The following is an 18,083-nucleotide window of genomic DNA, read 5'->3' as shown; positions in this document are numbered from 1 at the left end:
AGGTTTGCGTCACATCCTTTCGGCCGATAAAGTCCCCTGATCTTTCCCACGGACGGAGTGCCCCCACGTGTTATCAGCCTTGCACTTGAGCCGCTATCGCCTGTCAGCATTTTCGCTGATCGCTGCCGCTTTAACCCTCGCAGCCTGTAGCGTCCCGACCTCTTCGACGCTACCTATTGCGCCGGAAGTCGCGTCGGGCTATCGCACTGACCTGCAAACCCGACACGCCTCAAAACACATGGCGGCCGCGGCCAATCCGCTCGCAGCCGAGGCCGGGCGGGAGATGTTGCGCCGGGGCGGTTCGGCAATCGATGCCGCGATTGCGATGCAAGCCGTGCTGACCCTGGTCGAGCCGCAATCCTCGGGCATTGGCGGTGGCGCACTGATCGTGTTGTGGGATGGCAAGGCTGTGCGCACTTATGACGGTCGCGAAACCGCTCCCGCCGGCGCCACCGAGAAGCTGTTCCTGCAAGCCGACGGCAAACCGATGCCGTTCACCCAGGCGCAGATTGGCGGGCGTTCGGTGGGGACACCGGGCGTTTTGCGAGCGCTTGAGTTGGCCCATCAGAAACACGGTCATCTGCCGTGGGCGCAGCTGTTCGAACCGGCGATCAAACTCGCGGAGCAAGGCTTCGCCATCTCGCCACGCCTTCACCGGTTGGTCGCCTCGGACTCGTCCATTCGACGCTCGCCGGACATGGCGGCCTACTTCCTGAACGTCGATGGCAGCCCGAAAGCCGCAGGCACGCAACTGAAAAACCCGGCACTGGCCGCGGTGTTCAAACGCATCGCCAAGGAAGGACCGGATGCATTGTACAAAGGCCCTATCGCACAAGAGATCGTCGCCAAGGTTCAGGGCCACGCCAATTCGGGCAGCCTGTCGCTGAACGACCTCAAAGGCTACAGCGCCAAGGAACGCGCGCCGCTGTGCACCGACTACAAACGCTGGCAGGTCTGCGGCATGCCGCCGCCGTCGTCAGGCGGGATCGCCGTGGCGCAGATCCTCGGCACCTTGCAGGCTCTGGAAACCCGTGACCCGCGATTTGCCCTGGCGCCGCTCAAACCGGTCAAGACCAGCCAACCTGCGGGCGTTGAGCCGGCGCCTGAAGCCGTACACCTGATCTCCGAAGCCGAACGCCTGGCCTACGCCGACCGCGCGCTGTACGTGGCCGACGCAGACTTCGTGCCCGTTCCCGTCAAAGGACTGGTGGACCCTGCGTATCTGGCCGACCGCGCGGCCCTGATCGGCGATCGCAGCATGGGCACAGCCAAACCCGGTACCCCGCCGGGTATTCAGGTCGCCTACGCACCGGACCGTTCGCCGCTGCGCATCTCCACCTCGCAAGTGGTGGCAGTGGATGACGAAGGCGGCGCCGTGTCCATGACCACCACCGTGGAATCCGCGTTCGGCTCGCACCTGATGGTTCAGGGTTTCCTGCTGAACAACCAGATGACCGACTTCTCGTTCATCCCCGAAGAGAATGGCCAGAAGGTTGCCAACCGCGTCGAACCCGGCAAACGCCCACGCTCGTCCATGGCACCGACGCTGATCTTCGACCGCCAGAGCGGCGAATTCCTCGCCACCATCGGCTCCCCCGGTGGCTCGCAGATCATCGAATACGTCGCCAAATCCACCATCGGCCTGCTCGACTGGAACCTCGACCCACAAGCCGCCATCAGCCTGCCCAACTTCGGCAGCCGCAATGGCCCGACGGAGCTGGAACAGGGGCAGTTCAGCCCGACACTGATTCAGGCGCTGAAGGACAAAGGCCACAGTGTGAACGAGATCGACATGACCAGCGGGACTCAGGCGATTGTTCGAGTGAAGGATGCGCAGGGGAAAACGTCGTTGGCGGGTGGGGCTGATCCGCGACGTGAGGGAGCGGCGTTGGGGGATTGAGTCCTACGTGGGAATGAGCAAGGGCTTACCGGGAGGTAGGCCTTTTTTTTATGTTTGTTTACTATTGATTGAGTAAAGAACGTGAGGCCACCAACCGCTTTTCCAAGCACGCCCTTTTCACTTATCTCGTTACAGCTTTCGACTTCACATAGAGAACGATTAGAGATAATTTTTACACCCGCATCAAAAATAGCCCTATAAATAGGGCCTGTTGAGGGCCTCATTAGAGATAACTCCCCTCAACGCCAGAGATAAATTCCATATGCCCGAATTTGCCCATCATGAACTTCAGCTCCTGAATCCAACTTTCGACTCCCCGTTGGTGGACGTGTTGAGTGAGCTGGAACACCTACGACGGCTCCGACTTGAAGGCGATACTCCAGCCCCGGTATTTTTTCAGCTCAAGGCAATTTTCCACACATTGGAAAGCCTGGGGTCAGCACGGATTGAGGGTAACCACACAACCTTGGCCGACTACCTGGACAACAAAATCGAGGGTAAGGCAACGGATAGCGACCAACTGCGTGAAGTTGCCAACATCGAAAAGGCCATGAGCTATATCGAAGAAATCATGCAGCCAGGTGAACCTTTGACCGAACGGACCATTCGCGAAATACATGCGATGACCGTCCAGCAACTTGAGCGTGAAGGCGACCGAACTCCGGGCGCCTATCGTCAAACGCCAGTACGTATCGCACAGTCGGAGCATCTTCCGCCAGAAGCAGTTCAGATACCAGGGTACATGCAAGAGCTGGTTGCCTTCGTGAACCATGATGACCTGCCAAAATACGACCTGATGAAAGTCGCCTTGGCGCACCATCGATTCGGATGGATTCATCCTTTTGGAAACGGTAACGGCCGCGTAGTGAGACTACTCACTTACGCACTCTTGATGAAATATGGGTTCAACGTAAACACAGGCGGGAGAGTGCTGAATCCCACAGCCGTTTTCTGTAACGATCGCGAGCGCTATTACGCAATGCTAGGTGTGGCTGACACCGGCACGAAAGCAAGTCTCGAAGCGTGGTGTGTCTATGTGCTGGAAGGTGTGAAGGATGAGATTGCCAAGGTTGATCGACTTACCGACTACGCCTACCTCAAACACTCAATTCTCATGCCTGCCGTTACATTCGCTCGTCAGCGCGAGTGGATTACCAAAACAGAAGAAGCTGTGCTGGATATAGCGATCAATGAAGGCGTTGTTAAGTCTGCAGATCTCGCCCATGCACTACCAGACCTATCAGCTAGCCAACGCACCTACTTGATTAAAAAACTGGTGAGCCAAGGAATGCTCCTTCCAATCAACGAAGGAGCAAGGCAGTACACCATTGGATTTTCTAATAACTACCTGATCCGAGGTGTCATCAAGGGGCTTAGAGAGCAAGGTTTTATCCCCGAGCCGCTGGAAAATCCTTGAAGGCGTATCAGGCCGGCACACCCAAAATGATATGCGACGCCTTGATCACCGCAGTCGCACTCACACCCGGTGCCAGGCCCAGTTCTGCCACAGCCTGGCGTGTCACGATCGAATAGACTTCGGTGCCGCCGTCGAGCTGGATGACCACTTCGGAGTTCACGGCGCCATTGATGACACTGGTGATCTTGCCTTCCAGGCAGTTGCGCGCCGACAGGCGAATGTCGCTGGATTCGGTCATCAACATGACCCACGGCGCCTTCACCAGCGCGACCGCGTCCTTGCCGACCGCCAGGCCGAGGTTCTTCACGCTTTCCATGGTCACCACGGCCACCAGTTCATTGCCGCCCGACAGTTTCAGTGAGACTTCGGCGTTGACCGCGCCGGGCTGCAATTAACTGATGGTGCCTTTGAAGACGTTACGTGCGCTGACTTTCATGACGTATCTTCTCGAATAATTATTGTTGTACTCAGCCTAGCGAGAGATCTTCAGCCCCTGTCTCGCCTGATGCTTCTCCAGCGCAAGCTCGATCAAACGGCTGACCAGCTCGCTGTAAGTCATACCGGCGGCCTGCCATAGCTTGGGGTACATGCTGATGCGGGTGAAGCCGGGCAACGAGTTGATCTCATTGATCAGCACTTCGCCGCTGTCGGTCAGGAACACGTCGACCCGCGCCAGCCCGGAACAGCCCAACACCTGAAACGCCTCGACGGCCAGGGCACGGATGCGTTCACTGGCTTCGATGCTGATGTCAGCCGGCACCACCACTTCCGCCGCTTGAGCGTCGATGTATTTGCTGTCGTAGGAATAGAACCCGCTGCGTACCACGATCTCGCCACAACCGCTGGCGATGGCGTTTTCGTTGCCGAGCACTGCGCATTCAATCTCACGACCGCTGACGGCGGACTCGATCAAGACTTTCTCATCAAAACCCAGGGCCAGTTCTATTGCCGACGCGTACTCGGCTTCGTCATTCACCTTGCTCACGCCCACGGAAGACCCCTGGTTTGCCGGTTTGACGAACAGCGGCAGGCCGAGTTTGCCTTGCACCTCGGCGAATCCGGTACGCGCCGCGGTGGCGCGGGTCAGGGTGACGAACGGCGTGACCGCCAACCCGGCGTCACGCAGCAGGCGCTTGCTGATGTCCTTGTCCATGCAGACGGCGGAACCGAGCACGTCGGAGCCGACAAACGGCAGATCAGCCATGCGCAGCAACCCTTGCAGGCAACCGTCTTCACCCAGGGTGCCGTGGACGATCGGGAAGATCACGTCGACGTGGCCCAGCAGTTCCTGACTGGAGGTTTCCACCAATTGCTGACTGACCTTGCCCGGCACGACGGCCAGTTCACGGTTCGACTGGTTGAGGGCGATCAGCGCCGGGTTTTCCTGGTTGAGCAGGAAGTTCGAAGGGTCGTTAAGGTGCCAGTGGCCTTGTTTATCGATGCCGATCAGCACCGGTTCGAAGCGCGAACGATCCAGCGCATCGACGATGTTTTTCGCCGATTGCAGCGACACTTCGTGTTCAGCCGAACGGCCGCCAAAAATAATGCCTACCCGCAGTTTGCTCATTCAGAACTCCTTAACGATTGGCCACCAGATGTGCGCCGAACAACAGATAGCAACTACCGGCGAAGCGATCCAGCCATTTACGCGAACGATCATAAGCACCCGCGACCCGCCGGCTGGCGAACAGCAGCGCCACGCTGCAATACCAACTGAATGACAAGGTCGCCATGGTCAGCACGGCCAGCGCCAGCAACATCGGTGGCGGCGAGGCTGGCATGGCCGTAGCGAAAATCGTTGCAACGAATAGCGCTGCCTTGGGATTGGTCATGTTGCCCACAAAGCCCCGGCCATACGCCGATAGCAGCGTGCGACCTGCGCCATTCAGCGATCCGCTATCGCCCCGTACACTCGGTGGTTTGCGCTTGAACTGCTTCAAGCCCAGATAAATCAGGTAACAACCGCCGGCAATCTTGAAGCTCAGGTAGAGCGTCGGCGCAGCGCTGAACAGCGATTTGATGCCCAGGCCACCCGCCAACCCCCACAGCACCGTGCCCGTGGCCACGCCGAGTGCGGCGACAACCCCGTGGCGCCGGGAGCAACTGGCAGCCAGTTGCGCGGTGTTGAAGAAATTCGGCCCCGGCGTCACCACCGCAACCGTCCACAACAGCGCCAACGACAACAACGGAGCGGCGTAGCTCAGGTGGGATACTTCCATGATGTGAGGCGCCTTCGTGGCTTAAAAAATATGCAACACCTTGCAACATTAGTCCGGGATTTTCCACCAGCCGGGAGATTCGATAGGCAGCAGACAGGCGGTTGGTCAGTGGGGTAACGTGTTCAGCATCGAGTTCAAGGCAACACCACCATGGCCAAGCACACGCCCCCCATCGACTGGTTCCACCGCGCGCCCGACGTCGGCGGGCTTCAGCGTTTCGAAGCATTTTTTGCAGGCCACGGCTACGACCTTCACCGCCACGACACCTACGCCATCGGCCACACACTGGCCGGTGTGCAGAGTTTTCAGTACCGCGGTGGCTGGCGCCACAGTCTGCCGGGCGGGACCATGGTGCTGCACCCGGACGAAGTTCACGATGGCGAAGCCGGCACCGAGACCGGGTTCCAGTACCGAATGATGTACATCGAGCCGGCACTGATCCAGCAGATGCTCGGCGGGCAGCCGTTGCCATTTATCAAGACCGGCCTGTCGAACGATCCACGTTTGTTCGCCGCGACCGCCGTGCTGCTGCGAAGCCTCGATTGTCCCCTCGAGTCTCTGGAAGAGCAGGATGCGCTGTTCGATCTGGCCCAAGCCTTGAACAGCGTTTGCGGAGTGCCTGCCACCCGCCAGAGCTTCGACTACGTGGCCGCCGAACGCGCGCGGGAATTTATCCACAGCGCACTGGATCGCACCGTGACGCTGGAAGAACTGGCGCAACACAGCGGTCGCGATCGCTGGAGCCTGTCACGGGATTTTCGCCTGTTGTTCGGCACCAGCCCTTATCGATACCTGACCATGCGCCGCCTCGACCTGGTCCGCTCGCTGCTGATTCAGGGCCAGCCATTGGTCAGCGCTGCGCTGATCGCCGGCTTCACCGATCAGAGCCACATGACCCGGCAGTTCAGCAAAACCTACGGCCTGTCGCCGGCCCGCTGGATGAAAATGCACCGCCGCTGAGCCACGCACAATCATTCAAGAAGTACGCCGATGCGCCGGCTATCGTGGATTTACGATCAACCACGAGAGCTGCTTCATGAAAGCTTACGAAAGCCTGAACTTCGCTGAAAAAATCGCCAGGATCGACCCGTACTGGACGCCCAGGGTCATCGCCGAAATGAACGACTACCAGTTCAAGGTAGTGAAACTGCTGGGGGACTTCATCTGGCACGATCACCTTGATACCGACGAAACCTTCATCGTGCTCGAAGGGCAATTGCGTATCGACTTTCGCGATGGCCACGTGCTGGTGAACGCTGGCGAAATGTATGTGGTGTCAAAAGGTGTCGAACACAAACCGTTCGCCGAGCAGGAGGTGAAACTCCTGCTGATCGAGCCCAAGGGTGTGCTGAACACCGGCAACGAAGGTGGCGAGCGCACTGCGCAGAATGACGTCTGGGTGTGAAAGGCCGGCTGCTTATGGCTGCAAGGTTTTGCCGTCCACTGGATCGCCGATTTTCAGGAAATGCCCGCCCGCCACATGATGCAAGGTGCGCAGCGCGTCTTGCCCTTCGAAATGCCAGCGACCGTCACTGAACACCCGCTCGTCTGCCTGAGCGGCAATCACTTCGGCCAGGAACAGATCGTACTGCTGGTGATTGCCGGGCTCCGGCAGCAGTCGGCATTCCAGCCAGGCGACGCAGCCTTCGAGCATCGGCGCATCGATCAATTCAGCGCTGAAGGTCGGCAAGCCATAGACCTGGAACTTGTCCCGGCCCTGGTCCCGAGTCAATTCCAGGCCGGACGTCGAACCCACGGTCTGGACGATATCGGCCTGGACGGCGCAGGGAACGTTCAGCACAAACGTGCCCGAAGCCTCCAGCAGTTGCCGTGTCCAGGTGGACTTGTCCAGCACCACGGCAATTTTCGGTGGCTCGAAATCCAGCGGCATGGCCCAGGCCGCCGCCATGATGTTGCGCTGGCCATCATGAGCCGCGCTGACCAGCACGGTCGGGCCGTGATTGAGCAGACGATACGCCTTGGCCAAGGGGACCGGACGGCGGTGAGAAACGCTCATGATGGCTGCTCCTGGGGAAAAGGCCGATTGTAGCGATTTACGCCACGATGGCAGGCATCAAGTCGCTAACTGATTGGCAAACTGCCCGACCGCGTTTACTACTTTCTGTGCGCCGTCCTGAATCTCGACAATCACCGTCCCCGCCTCTGCCGCCAGCGCCAGTCCCTGTTCAGCCTGGAGTTTGCCCTCGGTCATCAGCGCCACGGCGTTGCGCGCCATGTCCTGATTCCGACGTACTACGCCGACAATCTCATCGGTTGCCTGGCTGGTGCGCGAAGCCAATTGCCGGACCTCATCTGCCACCACCGCAAAACCACGCCCCTGTTCCCCGGCCCGAGCCGCTTCGATGGCCGCGTTGAGCGCCAGCAGGTTGGTCTGTTCGGCAATCCCGCTGATGGTTTTGACAATGGTGCCGATTACCAGCGACTGCTCGTTCAGCGCTTCGATGCCTTCACCGGCGGTCTGCATGTGCGTGGCAAGGTCACGCATCACGTTGACCGCCTGAGTCACCACAGCGTTACCCCGCTGCGCGCTGCTGTCGGTTTGTTGCGAGGTGCTGTAGGCAATGTTGGCCGCTTCGGCGACGGCTTGCTCCTGATTGACTTGATCGGTAATGACCGTGGCGAACTTCACCACTTTGTAGAGCTTGTTGTTGGCATCGACCACCGGGTTGTAGGAAGCCTCCAGCCAGACCACGCGACCGTTGCTGTCGAAGCGCTTGAAACGGGCGGCAATGAACTCGCCTGCATTCAAGCGGCGCCAGAAGTCCTGATACCCGGCGCTGTTGTATTCCTCGGGCTCGCAGAACATGCGGTGATGTTTGCCCTTGATTTGCGCCAGGCTGTAACCCATGCCGCTGAGGAACCGTTCGTTGGCTGCCAACACATTGCCATTGAGATCGAACTCGATCACCGCCGTGGAACGCACGAGCGCGCCGATCAGGTTCTCATGTTCACGTGACGCTTCGATGGTGCGGGTCAGGTCACTGGAATAAATCGAGAAGTGTTTGATCCGGCCGTCCGCGGACCGGACCGGCTGCACGATCGAGCGCAGCCAGGCTTCCTGGCCATTGCCGCGCAACAAACGCACCGTGCCGGCAAAGTGCTCGCCACGGGTCAACGCGACCTTGAAGCGCTGGTGAAATTCGTCCGACTTCACATGGGCCGGAACGATGTCTTCGATGTGTCGCCCTAGCAGGTCGCTGCTTTTGTAGAGCATCTCGCCGATGAAGTTCTGGTTGACCGATTGAATCCGCCCATCGGTATCGAGGGTCAAGACCAGCATCTCGCTTTCCAGACTTTCCTTCACTTGCTGGAGGCTGGAGAGTTCTTCGCGAAGAGCCGACAGCTCCTGCTTCAAGCGTTTGTTGAACATGGGATACACCGATGGACAGGGATAGAAAGCGGCATGCAGCCTAACCATCGGCCTCAGGGATATTTTCTGAAGAGTGTTTCAGGGTTGTCCTACAAAAATAGTTAGGCAACTTGATGCGCGTCTTGTCGTCAGAAGCCGAATGGTTGTCGAACATCGTTTCTTCCCAACATTTCCGCAAATTAAACACCGCTCGACAGCACTTGTTGAAAACGGCTCAAGGTTACTTCCTGCAAGCTACAACACCTTGCGTCGTTGCCTACAGCTACGCCAGAATCTGCCGGCTTGTGCGCCTTGGGGGTGGTCGGTAACTTGGTTCCTGTCACTGCCCATCAGTGATCGGGTTTAGTCGCCCGGCTAGTCATCAACGGTTGCACAAGTGTTATCCAGTCAGGTTCGCCTGCACTTGATGGTGGCTGTGCGCATGGCGCTTTCGGGCGCGCCGGGTTTTGGTGGCTTTACCGGTCGACTAACTTGCGCACAGCCGCCTCCTTTTCGTTTAGTCGCGAGATGGTCACGGCCCTACTATAGGAAAGTTACCATGTTCAAGGTCACACCCAACCCACCCGACACCGATCCGGTCTCCCCCTACGAAAGCCCCGACTCAAACAAACTCAACGAAGCCGCCGAGCGCGCCCTCGACCATCACTTCCCGCCAGCCGACCCCAAACCACCCAAGCGCAACGGCCAGCTCTTCAGCGTCTGCCCGGGTATCAACCCTGAAACCCTGCTCGCCAATGCCTCGGAAGATTTGCTGTCCATCAGCGCCATCGCCGCCAACCTCGCCGATGATGTGGACGGCTCACGCCGCTCCGTAGCCCTGGCGCTCAGCCGCATGGCTGACGGCGTGCATTTGTTGGTGGAACGAATGCTGGATCATTTGGATGACCCCGAGATGGCGGCGATTTTCGCCAGGCAACAAACCCGCTTCACCTAATCCGTCACCCACAAAAAAATGGGCACCCAACCTGGTTGGCGTGCCCATTCTTTTTTCCGCTCCCCCGCTACGCCGAAATACGCCGACTGTCACTGAGCGCAGGGAGTCACGCTGCGGCTCCCGACATTGGGCATGCGCGCGCCGAAATACGCGGCACTGCTCACACCCACAACCCCCATCACCGCGCAGAAGATCACGCAGATCCATGGGCTCCACGGCATCAGACCGATCAGCAACAACGGTGTGATACTCGCCCAGACGGCGTAGGCAATGTTGTAGGTGAAGGAAATCCCCGAGACACGAATCCGCGCCGGGAACAGGCTGACCATCACCGACGGCACCGCGCCGACCACCCCACAACCAAGGCCGGCCACCGCATACGCCAGGCCGATCCAGCTGCCACCGATGATCAGGCAGGTATAGAGCACGCCGATGCCCAATGGCAGCAGCAGGCTATAAAGCATCACCGTGCGCCAGGCGCCAATGCGGTCGACCAGCAGTCCGGCGAGTACACAGCCGATATTCAGAAAGACAATGCCCAAGGCACTCAAGGCAAAGGTGTGGCTGGCGGTCATGCCGAATGTTTTCTGCATCATGGTCGGGGTGATCACCACGAACACCACCACCGCCGAGGTCAGTACGCAGGTGAGGATCATCGCTGGCAGCATGGCCAGGCGATGTTCACGCAAGACCGTGCGCAGCGGCAGTTCGACAGCTGCATCCCGCTGGGCCTGCATGGCCATGAACACCGGGGTTTCGCTGAGCCAGCGGCGTAGCCAGACACCGATTACACCGAACACACCGCCCAGCAGAAACGGGTAACGCCAGGCGTAATCAAGGATTTCCGCCGGAGTGAACGCCTGTGCCAGAAACGTCGCCGTCAGTGCACCGATCAGGTAACCAAACGTCAGCCCGGCCTGCAGAAAACCCAGGGCATAACCGCGATGCCCGGCCGGTGCATGCTCGGCGACGAACACCCAGGCGCTCGGCACTTCGCCACCCACCGCCGCGCCCTGGAGGATTCGCAGCGCCAACAGCAACAGCGGTGCGAAATAACCGATCTGCGCGTAGGTCGGCATGATGCCGATCAGCAGACAGGGCAGCGCCATCATCAGGATGCTCAGGCTGAAGACCTTCTTGCGGCCCAGTCGGTCGGCGAAATGCGCCATCAGAATCCCGCCCAACGGCCGCGCCAGATAACCGGTAGCGAAGATCCCGAAGCTTTGCAGCAGCCGCAGCCACTCCGGCATTTCCGGTGGGAAGAACAGCTGGCTGAGGGTCAGGGCAAAAAACACGAAAATGATGAAATCGTAGATTTCCAGCGCGCCGCCAAGGGCCGCAAGGCCGAGGGTCTTGTAGTCCGAGCGGGTGAATGGCGCCGGGTGCGAGTGGGTGTTGGCGGTCATGAAAAGAACTCTGGCATAGGCAAAAAACCAAGGCGCCCATGGTCTACGCAAACGCGCCAACGGACAACCCGTTAGACCAAAGTCCTAGATGCGTAAAACTTCGTCACAAAAAAGAACCGATTGTTTTACTGTTGACAGCTGTCTAGACGGGCCTTTTGCGGCCCGGAAGACCACAACAAACATAAAAATTCGAGGTATACCCGTGGCCGCTGATATCGAAGATACCCGCTCTGCCCGCTTTGCCCTGCGCTGCTCAAGTTTTGCCGAACGCTGGTTCCCCGACTCCTGGGTGTTTGCCGCACTGGCGGTGATTATCGTTGCCGTGGCGACCCTGTTCATGGGTGCCAAACCCACCGACGCCGCCATGGCCTTCGGTGACGGCTTCTGGAGCCTGATCCCGTTCACCATGCAGATGGCTTTCGTGGTGATCGGCGGTTATGTGGTTGCCAGCTCGCCACCGGCGGTGAAACTGATCGACCGGCTGGCGCGGATCCCGAAAAACGGCCGCTCGGCCGTGGCCTGGGTTGCGTTGATCTCCATGGTCGCTTCGCTGCTGAACTGGGGGCTGTCGCTGGTGTTTGGCGGTTTGCTGGTGCGCGCCCTCGCCCGCCGTACCGATCTGAAAATGGACTACCGTGCCGCCGGTGCCGCCGCCTATCTGGGTCTCGGCGCGGTGTGGGCCTTGGGCCTGTCCTCGTCCGCCGCGCAATTGCAGGCCAACCCGGCCAGCCTGCCGCCGTCGATTCTGTCGATCACTGGGGTGATTCCTTTCACGCAAACGATCTTTCTCTGGCAGTCCGGTGTGATGTTGCTGGCACTGATCGTGATCTCGCTGATCATTGCCTACGCCACTGCACCCGGCCCGAACTCGGCCCGTGATGCCAAAGCCTGCGGCATCGATCCGAGCTTCAACCTGCCGCCGTTGCAACCGCGCACCCGCCCCGGCGAATGGCTGGAGCACAGCCCGCTGCTGACGATTTTGCTGGTGCTGCTGGCGGCCGGATGGCTGTTCCACGAGTTCTCGACCAAACCGGCGATCAGTGCGATTTCCGGGCTAAACACCTACAACTTCCTGTTCATCATGCTCGGTGCCCTGCTGCACTGGCGCCCGCGCAGCTTCCTTGACGCGGTGAGCCGTGCGGTGCCGACCACCACGGGCGTACTGATCCAGTTCCCGTTGTACGGCTCGATCGCCGCGCTGATGACCACCGTCAAAGGGACTGACGCTCAGTCGCTGGCTCACCACATCTCGACCTTTTTCGTACAAATCGCGTCCCACGACACCTACGCGCTGCTGATGGGCGTGTACTCGGCGATCCTCGGTTTCTTCATCCCGTCCGGCGGGGGCAAATGGATCATCGAAGCGCCGTACGTCATGCAAGTGGCCACCGACCTGAACTACCACCTGGGCTGGGCCGTGCAGATCTACAACGCCGCCGAAGCCTTGCCGAACCTGATCAACCCGTTCTACATGCTGCCGCTGCTGGGTGTGCTCGGGTTGAAGGCACGGGACTTGATCGGGTTTTCGTTCGTGCAACTGCTGGTACACACGCCACTGGTACTGTTTCTGCTGTGGGCGTTGGGAACGACGCTGACGTATACGGCGCCGGTGATGCCGTAATACGTAAGCGATTGCACCTGCTGCGGGCAGGTGCAATTTCACCTGCTTGGGCATGAAACAAACGCCTGGATTTATCCTACAAACCGGCTCGATTGCGCCTGACATGAAACCCGGAGAGTTCTTATCTCCAACCTAAAATTCGCCGAGTAAACTCCGACAGCTCACAACTTTTTAAATCAAGACAGCACTGACCAAGGATGAACAACACATGTCTTTAATTTCGAAAACGCTGGAAGAGATGATTAACGAGATTTACCAGGACGGTAGGGTTTCAGTCGTTGAATATCAAAAGCTGCGTGATGATGCAGATCGCCGTATGGACGCTGTCGTCCGCGAGTTCGGCCAGCACAACAATTTGACCGCCCTTCAAAAAGCGATGGATGTGGTCATGCAATTAACGCAAACGTCCATCATTGATGCCAAAAAAGCCAAACTGACCGATACAGGAGAGGCCATCGTCAAGGATGCCGTATTTGCACAGGTCGAGTACTTGCGCGCCGGTACTCATTTGGCACTAAAGCTGTTGTAACGCTTCAACCTCCGTTCGGCCCATAGACATAAAGCCCGGGCCGGACGCCATAACCGAGCGTTCCTGGCATACACACCGCAGGCTCTACGCAAAAAACTACACGCAAACACTTTTCTGCGTAACGCCGCTGATCCAGTATGGCGCGAACCCCAATCAACGGGACCACGCTGAAAAGGATCTGAGCATGTTCAAATTCGCAGGATTCACCCTCGCGGCCCTCACCTTGAGTGCCGCCGCCCATGCCGATGTCGGCCTGAAGCTGGGCAGTACCGAACGCGTCACCCGCCTGTTCGCTTACCCCAACAACTGCAACGTGATCTGTTTTCGCAACTGGACGCTGGAGCAAACGGTCGAGCATTACCTGACCCAAAGCGTGCAGCGCGATGGTTACAGCGCGGCGAAAGTGCTGGTCAAAACCGATAACAATCAGCTCTATGCCGAAATCAGCGGCGTACCCCGTGGCTATGAAAAACCGTTGACGGCGTTGCTCGATACCGGTGATCTGGCCTATACCGGCGCCAGCAAGCTGAATGCCGACGGCAAGTGGGCTTACAGCTGGTATCTGTTCCTGCCACTGGGCATGGCCCTGGAAAACCGCAAAAGCATTGAACTGTTGCACTTCCCACCCGACTATTCGTTGACCCAGGCTCAGGATTACTTGCGATCCGCCACCACCGATCGCTGGGCCACACTGCTGACAGTCAACGGAATCCCGGCCGACCAGACGCCGGGCTACCAGACCATCATCGACATCGCACCGATTGCCGCACCGTCCAACGCCGGCAAGGACCTGGAAGGCGTCTACGACTACTTCAAGGACTACCAGACCACGATGGTCAAGCAACTCAGCCAGAACGCCAGTGGTGCGGCGTTGCCGATGGTCGCCTTCGGCGCCCCGGTGCGTAACTGGATCAAGCAGCAATACGGGCCGACCGTGAACGTGCTGGGCCTGGTCAGCATCAGTCCGAGCGAAGGGGTGAAAGTGCCAGTGCTGGGTTCCAACCACCCAAGCTACATTTGGTACGCCGCCGACCCGGAAAGCTATACCGGCAGCGATGCCCAGGCCAAGGCCGACGCCGCCGGCCTTAAAGTCATGGGCCAGGATTTGAGTGCCGCGTGCTGGCAGGCCGCCATGGGCCGCCAACCGGACAGTAATCCCGACATTGAACTGAGAAGTTGCACCCAAACCTGGCAAGTGGCCCAGTCAGAAAAAACCTGCGAGCTGTTCTATACCTCGATCCGCAACCTGACGCCCGAAAAAGCCGTGGCCAAGTGCGCGACGGCACCGATCAAATCTCAGCTCAAACAGCTGAAAGCTCCGGTACCCGCGCCTGCGATCCCTGTCCCGTCTCTGTAAAAACGATGAACGGCGGGTCTACTGTCATAAGTGACAGTAGACCCGCCGTTTCATTTGCGAGACGCTTGAGTCGTACCCATGTGTTGCAGAGCTGACAGGATCGTCAGCTGATGGAGGTCGCAGCACCCAGCCGACAAGGATCGTTTATGAAAACCCACGCTCTGCACGAGACGCTTGCAAAACCTCCCGATGGGATTTATCCATTTGCGGAGCTGCCCGTTCGCTTGGGATTCCCCTCCAGGGTCGACTTCGAGATTATCGACAATACCAACGGATCGGCGGCAGCCGTCGCAGTACTTCGGGATTTTCCACGCATCAGCCGAATTTGTCGGGCTTCGGGGCATCTGCTGCCTTATCGGTGTCGGCATACCCGGCAACTGGCCCGTGGCATCCATGTCTACGACCCGAGCTTCTGCGGGCTGCTGCGACACTCCTGCGACCCAAACGTATTTCTCGACATGAGTGAGCTGTGGTTGTGGGCGCTGAAGGACATCAAAAAAGGCGACCGACTGACGATGGACTACGCTTCCACCGAAGACAAACTCTTGCGTCAGTTCGCCTGCCAGTGCGGCTCGTTCGACTGCCGAGGCTGGATCACCGGCTACGATGAATCGCCAAACGCCGACGGCCAGTTGTTTCTGCAGCACTGGCGCCGGCGAAGTCTCTGCTGAGGGGCGTTACAACGCCTCGACCGGGCGCAGACGGTATTGCGGCGGCAATTGCTCGAAACCGCTGATGGTGGCGTTCAGGCTTTTCCAGCGACCGTCCTTGATGCCATAGATGCAGCCGTGAATCGACAGGCTCTGCCCGCGGTGCCAGGCATTTTGCACAATGCTGGTGTGCCCGACGTTGGCCACTTGCTGGATCACGTTGTATTCGCAGAGGCGGTCGACCTGCTCTTCTTCAGTGGGCAATTTGGCGAGTTCTTCGCGTTTTTCATAATAGAGATCGCGAATCGAGCGCAGCCAGCCGTCGATCAGGCCCAACTGACGGTCCTGCATAGAGGCGCGCACACCGCCGCAGCCATAGTGGCCGGTAACGAGGATGTGTTTGACCTTCAGCACGTCGACCGCGTACTGAATCACCGACAGGCAGTTGAGGTCGGTGTGCAGCACCACGTTGGCCACGTTGCGGTGTACAAACAGATCGCCGGGCAGCATGCCGACGATCTCGTTCGCCGGCACCCGGGCGTCGGAGCAACCGATCCACAGGTACTCCGGGGTTTGCTGACGAGCCAGCTTGGCAAAGAAATCAGGATCTTCTTTGGTGATCGCGTCAGCCCAGCGCTCGTTGTTATCAATCAGATCTTGTAGTTCGTTCATGCGATGAAGCCTCGAGAATGGTGCGCTTCTATGACAGACAACCCTCTGTCGGGGTCACGCGCCAGATGCAGATACCCGGTTTTCCATGCCGGAGGAATTCTCAGCAGCCCAGGGGGTCCACCCTAGTAAGGCCTACAGTATGAGGAATTACCATGACTGAATCACGACGTCCGTACGATGCGGTGCAACCCGAGCCCATCGATGACAACGAAGACCGCATGGGCTCGATGCATGAGCTGGATTTCGACGAGGAAGAACCCAGCGCCAAAATCGGCGACGAGCTGCCGCAAACGGAGCGTGAACGCCTGATGCCTCGGGAACGCGTACGTGAAGCCGGCATGACCGGGGCCTCGACCGATGACCATGAGCCCACCGACGATGACATGAGCCCGGAAAACCTGATCCGAGAAGACGGCGCACGGGACGCCCACGAAGCGGGTGAAGGTGACCAGGCCGATTGGGATTTGAGCATCGTCGATGAAGACGACATCGGCGGGGGCAATGGGCTGGATGAAGAGGAACTGGCGCGGCGGGATCCGATGGACGGTAATCGTTGATTCTCTAGCGTCTGACAGTACGCCATCGCGGGCAAGTCGGATCGCCGCATCGCATGCTCCTACAGGTTTGGCGCCGAACACAAAATGTGTGAGCGCCACTAAACCTGTAGGAGCATGCGATGCGGCGATCCGACTTGCCCGCGATGCTTTTACGGCTCAATCCACCAAAGTGCAGGCCATGACGACAGCATCTTCACGCCCACTTACCGCCGGGTAGTAATCGCGTCGACGACCAATCTCGTTAAACCCATAACGCTCATACAACTTGAACGCGCCACGGTTGCTGTCGCGCACTTCCAGAAAACACTCCCGCGCCTTGGCGTCATACGCCCGGGACATCAAATGCTCCAGCAACGTCAAGCCCAGGCCACGGCCCTGGTTCTCCGGTTTGACGGTGATGTTCAGCAGATGCGCTTCATCAAGGATGATCTGCACCACCCCGTGGCCAACCTGTTGCTGGCCTTCAAACATCAGCCATATCTGATATTTACCCAGCCCATCGAGAAAAATCCCGCGAGTCCAGGGATGGCTGTAAGCCGCGTATTCGATTTTCAGTACAGCGTCCAGGTCCGCCTCGGTCATCGGGCGGAACGATACAGCGTCACTCATTCGATTCTTTCCAGCGCGCCATCAGCCGACGCATGGCTTGCCAGACATCAGCCTTACGCTGTGGCTCTTCCATTAATAATTCCAGACCCGGCAGGGCCCAGACCGAGCCCAGGCCTTCGACCTGGAGTTCACGGTTGAAGGATTCGGCGTTCGCCTCACCGGCGAATCGCACTGCCGGCAGGCCGATCAGCCACACGCAGACACACGGTGCGTCTTCCAGCCGGGCCGAGAGAAAACCTTGCACGAAGTCGCGAGCCGCTTCCGGACCTTGATCCATGGTGCCCCGAGACAACAGCGGCCAACGCACCGGCTCGCCGACGATTTGCGGGCTGTCCGGCAGACCGGCGGCGCGCAGCATGTCCTTGAGCAATAGATAGGCAGGGTCGCGGGTCTGGAACGATTCGCCTGTGGGTAACTCCACCAGCAGCAGGCAACGCCCGGCCCGCAGCAATTGCAGGGCGAAACGCGGTGGCGGCACGACGGGCGCCTTGGCCACAACCGGAGCGGCCTCTTCTTCAACCTTGGCATTCGTGCGCGTGCTGGCCAGCGATGGCCGTGGCACCTCGATTTTCACCCGCTCGGCCGGTTTAACCAGCGGTTCCACGGGCGAATCAGCCACAGGCACGGGCGCAACCGGAGCAACCGGCGCGACGACCAACGGCTCGGGCATCTCCAGCAACTCAGGGCGCGAGGGCGCAGCAAAGGGCAATTCGGTGCGCGGCAGCCAGTTGACCACCTGCATGGCGGTCAAATAAGCGCGGCGACGGGACTCGATAAGCAAAGGTCGGCCACTTGTGGATAACTAAAGTGCGGTGATTCTA

The 18,083-nt window shown here is 59.1% G+C and carries 18 protein-coding genes and 2 pseudogenes; 10 read left to right on the top strand and 10 right to left on the bottom strand.

Translation table 11 applies throughout. The features are described from left to right. Window positions 1–67: 67 nt before the first annotated feature. Both ggt and ACYZUA_RS07170 read left to right on the top strand, forming a co-directional pair. A complete protein-coding gene (gene ggt, locus ACYZUA_RS07175) occupies window positions 68–1,900 on the top strand; it encodes a gamma-glutamyltransferase (RefSeq protein ID WP_461962562.1) in 1,833 nt (610 codons plus the stop codon). Window positions 1,901–2,162: 262 nt separating this feature from the next. Continuing rightward, window positions 2,163–3,317, top strand: coding sequence for a Fic family protein (locus ACYZUA_RS07170; protein WP_461962561.1), 1,155 nt, complete (start codon window positions 2,163–2,165; stop codon window positions 3,315–3,317). A gap of 7 nt (window positions 3,318–3,324) precedes the next feature. On the opposite strand, the gene ACYZUA_RS07165 is transcribed toward ACYZUA_RS07170, so the two are convergent. The 3 genes from ACYZUA_RS07165 to ACYZUA_RS07155 all read right to left on the bottom strand — a co-directional run bounded on the left by ACYZUA_RS07165 (window position 3,325) and on the right by ACYZUA_RS07155 (window position 5,536). Next, window positions 3,325–3,708: a TOBE domain-containing protein gene (locus tag ACYZUA_RS07165; RefSeq protein ID WP_461962560.1), complete on the bottom strand. Its 384-nt coding sequence runs from the start codon at window positions 3,706–3,708 to the stop codon at window positions 3,325–3,327. An 81-nt stretch (window positions 3,709–3,789) separates the two neighbouring features. Continuing rightward, a complete protein-coding gene (gene ddlA / locus ACYZUA_RS07160; RefSeq protein ID WP_461962559.1) occupies window positions 3,790–4,884 on the bottom strand; it encodes a D-alanine--D-alanine ligase in 1,095 nt (364 codons plus the stop codon). Window positions 4,885–4,894: 10 nt separating this feature from the next. Continuing rightward, window positions 4,895–5,536 carry a LysE family translocator gene (locus tag ACYZUA_RS07155; RefSeq protein WP_461962558.1) on the bottom strand — a complete coding sequence of 214 codons (642 nt, stop codon included), beginning with the start codon at window positions 5,534–5,536 and terminating at the stop codon, window positions 4,895–4,897. A gap of 150 nt (window positions 5,537–5,686) precedes the next feature. On the opposite strand from ACYZUA_RS07155, the gene ACYZUA_RS07150 reads away from it, so the two are divergent. Both ACYZUA_RS07150 and ACYZUA_RS07145 read left to right on the top strand, forming a co-directional pair. Further along, a complete protein-coding gene (locus ACYZUA_RS07150) occupies window positions 5,687–6,496 on the top strand; it encodes an AraC family transcriptional regulator (protein ID WP_461962557.1) in 810 nt (269 codons plus the stop codon). A 76-nt stretch (window positions 6,497–6,572) separates the two neighbouring features. After that, the gene (locus tag ACYZUA_RS07145) at window positions 6,573–6,941 is read left to right on the top strand and encodes a cupin domain-containing protein (RefSeq protein ID WP_046048322.1); all 369 of its coding nucleotides are present in this window, start codon (window positions 6,573–6,575) and stop codon (window positions 6,939–6,941) included. A 12-nt stretch (window positions 6,942–6,953) separates the two neighbouring features. Here ACYZUA_RS07145 and ACYZUA_RS07140 read toward each other — a convergent pair whose 3' ends face one another. The 3 genes and pseudogenes from ACYZUA_RS07140 to ACYZUA_RS07130 form a co-directional block, all read right to left on the bottom strand. Further along, window positions 6,954–7,553, bottom strand: coding sequence for a flavin reductase family protein (locus ACYZUA_RS07140; protein WP_461962556.1), 600 nt, complete (start codon window positions 7,551–7,553; stop codon window positions 6,954–6,956). Between the two features lie 57 nt (window positions 7,554–7,610). Further along, window positions 7,611–8,048, bottom strand: a pseudogene (locus ACYZUA_RS07135) (methyl-accepting chemotaxis protein); the annotation flags it as partial. 150 nt (window positions 8,049–8,198) lie between these two features. Further along, window positions 8,199–8,837, bottom strand: a pseudogene (locus ACYZUA_RS07130) (PAS domain-containing protein); the annotation flags it as partial. Window positions 8,838–9,465: 628 nt separating this feature from the next. Here ACYZUA_RS07130 and ACYZUA_RS07125 point away from each other — a divergent pair. Beyond that, the gene (locus tag ACYZUA_RS07125) at window positions 9,466–9,861 is read left to right on the top strand and encodes a DUF6124 family protein (protein WP_461962555.1); all 396 of its coding nucleotides are present in this window, start codon (window positions 9,466–9,468) and stop codon (window positions 9,859–9,861) included. Between the two features lie 89 nt (window positions 9,862–9,950). On the opposite strand, the gene ACYZUA_RS07120 is transcribed toward ACYZUA_RS07125, so the two are convergent. After that, window positions 9,951–11,267, bottom strand: a complete 1,317-nt coding sequence (locus ACYZUA_RS07120; protein WP_461962554.1) for an MFS transporter — start codon at window positions 11,265–11,267, stop codon at window positions 9,951–9,953. A 202-nt stretch (window positions 11,268–11,469) separates the two neighbouring features. Here ACYZUA_RS07120 and ACYZUA_RS07115 point away from each other — a divergent pair, with 202 nt between their 5' ends. The 4 genes from ACYZUA_RS07115 (at window position 11,470) to ACYZUA_RS07100 (ending at window position 15,445) form a co-directional block, all read left to right on the top strand. Then, window positions 11,470–12,888: a short-chain fatty acid transporter gene (locus ACYZUA_RS07115; RefSeq protein ID WP_461962553.1), complete on the top strand. Its 1,419-nt coding sequence runs from the start codon at window positions 11,470–11,472 to the stop codon at window positions 12,886–12,888. A 208-nt stretch (window positions 12,889–13,096) separates the two neighbouring features. Beyond that, window positions 13,097–13,417 carry a hypothetical protein gene (locus ACYZUA_RS07110; RefSeq protein WP_461962552.1) on the top strand — a complete coding sequence of 107 codons (321 nt, stop codon included), beginning with the start codon at window positions 13,097–13,099 and terminating at the stop codon, window positions 13,415–13,417. A gap of 184 nt (window positions 13,418–13,601) precedes the next feature. Continuing rightward, the gene (locus ACYZUA_RS07105; RefSeq protein ID WP_461962551.1) at window positions 13,602–14,774 is read left to right on the top strand and encodes a hypothetical protein; all 1,173 of its coding nucleotides are present in this window, start codon (window positions 13,602–13,604) and stop codon (window positions 14,772–14,774) included. A 146-nt stretch (window positions 14,775–14,920) separates the two neighbouring features. Continuing rightward, on the top strand, window positions 14,921–15,445 hold the full coding sequence (locus ACYZUA_RS07100) for an SET domain-containing protein-lysine N-methyltransferase (protein WP_461962550.1): 525 nt from the start codon (window positions 14,921–14,923) through the stop codon (window positions 15,443–15,445). 6 nt (window positions 15,446–15,451) lie between these two features. Here the strand turns inward: ACYZUA_RS07100 and can are convergent, their stop codons facing one another. Next, on the bottom strand, window positions 15,452–16,096 hold the full coding sequence (gene can, locus ACYZUA_RS07095) for a carbonate dehydratase (protein WP_461962549.1): 645 nt from the start codon (window positions 16,094–16,096) through the stop codon (window positions 15,452–15,454). Window positions 16,097–16,248: 152 nt separating this feature from the next. On the opposite strand from can, the gene ACYZUA_RS07090 reads away from it, so the two are divergent. After that, entirely contained in the window at window positions 16,249–16,653 is a 405-nt protein-coding gene (locus ACYZUA_RS07090) for a serine kinase/phosphatase (protein WP_461962548.1), read from the top strand. Between the two features lie 156 nt (window positions 16,654–16,809). Here ACYZUA_RS07090 and rimI read toward each other — a convergent pair whose 3' ends face one another. Both rimI and ACYZUA_RS07080 read right to left on the bottom strand, forming a co-directional pair. Further along, the gene (gene rimI / locus ACYZUA_RS07085) at window positions 16,810–17,262 is read right to left on the bottom strand and encodes a ribosomal protein S18-alanine N-acetyltransferase (protein WP_461962547.1); all 453 of its coding nucleotides are present in this window, start codon (window positions 17,260–17,262) and stop codon (window positions 16,810–16,812) included. Further along, complete coding sequence (locus ACYZUA_RS07080) at window positions 17,255–18,004, bottom strand: energy transducer TonB (RefSeq protein WP_283190951.1); 750 nt, start codon at window positions 18,002–18,004, stop codon at window positions 17,255–17,257. The genes rimI and ACYZUA_RS07080 overlap by 8 nt, the downstream gene beginning before the upstream one ends. Between the last annotated feature and the right edge of the window lie 79 nt (window positions 18,005–18,083).

Source organism: Pseudomonas sp. LS2P72 (assembly GCF_054897865.1).
Note: the sequence above shows the minus strand (reverse complement) of the source record. Positions and strands in the feature narration are given on the sequence as shown.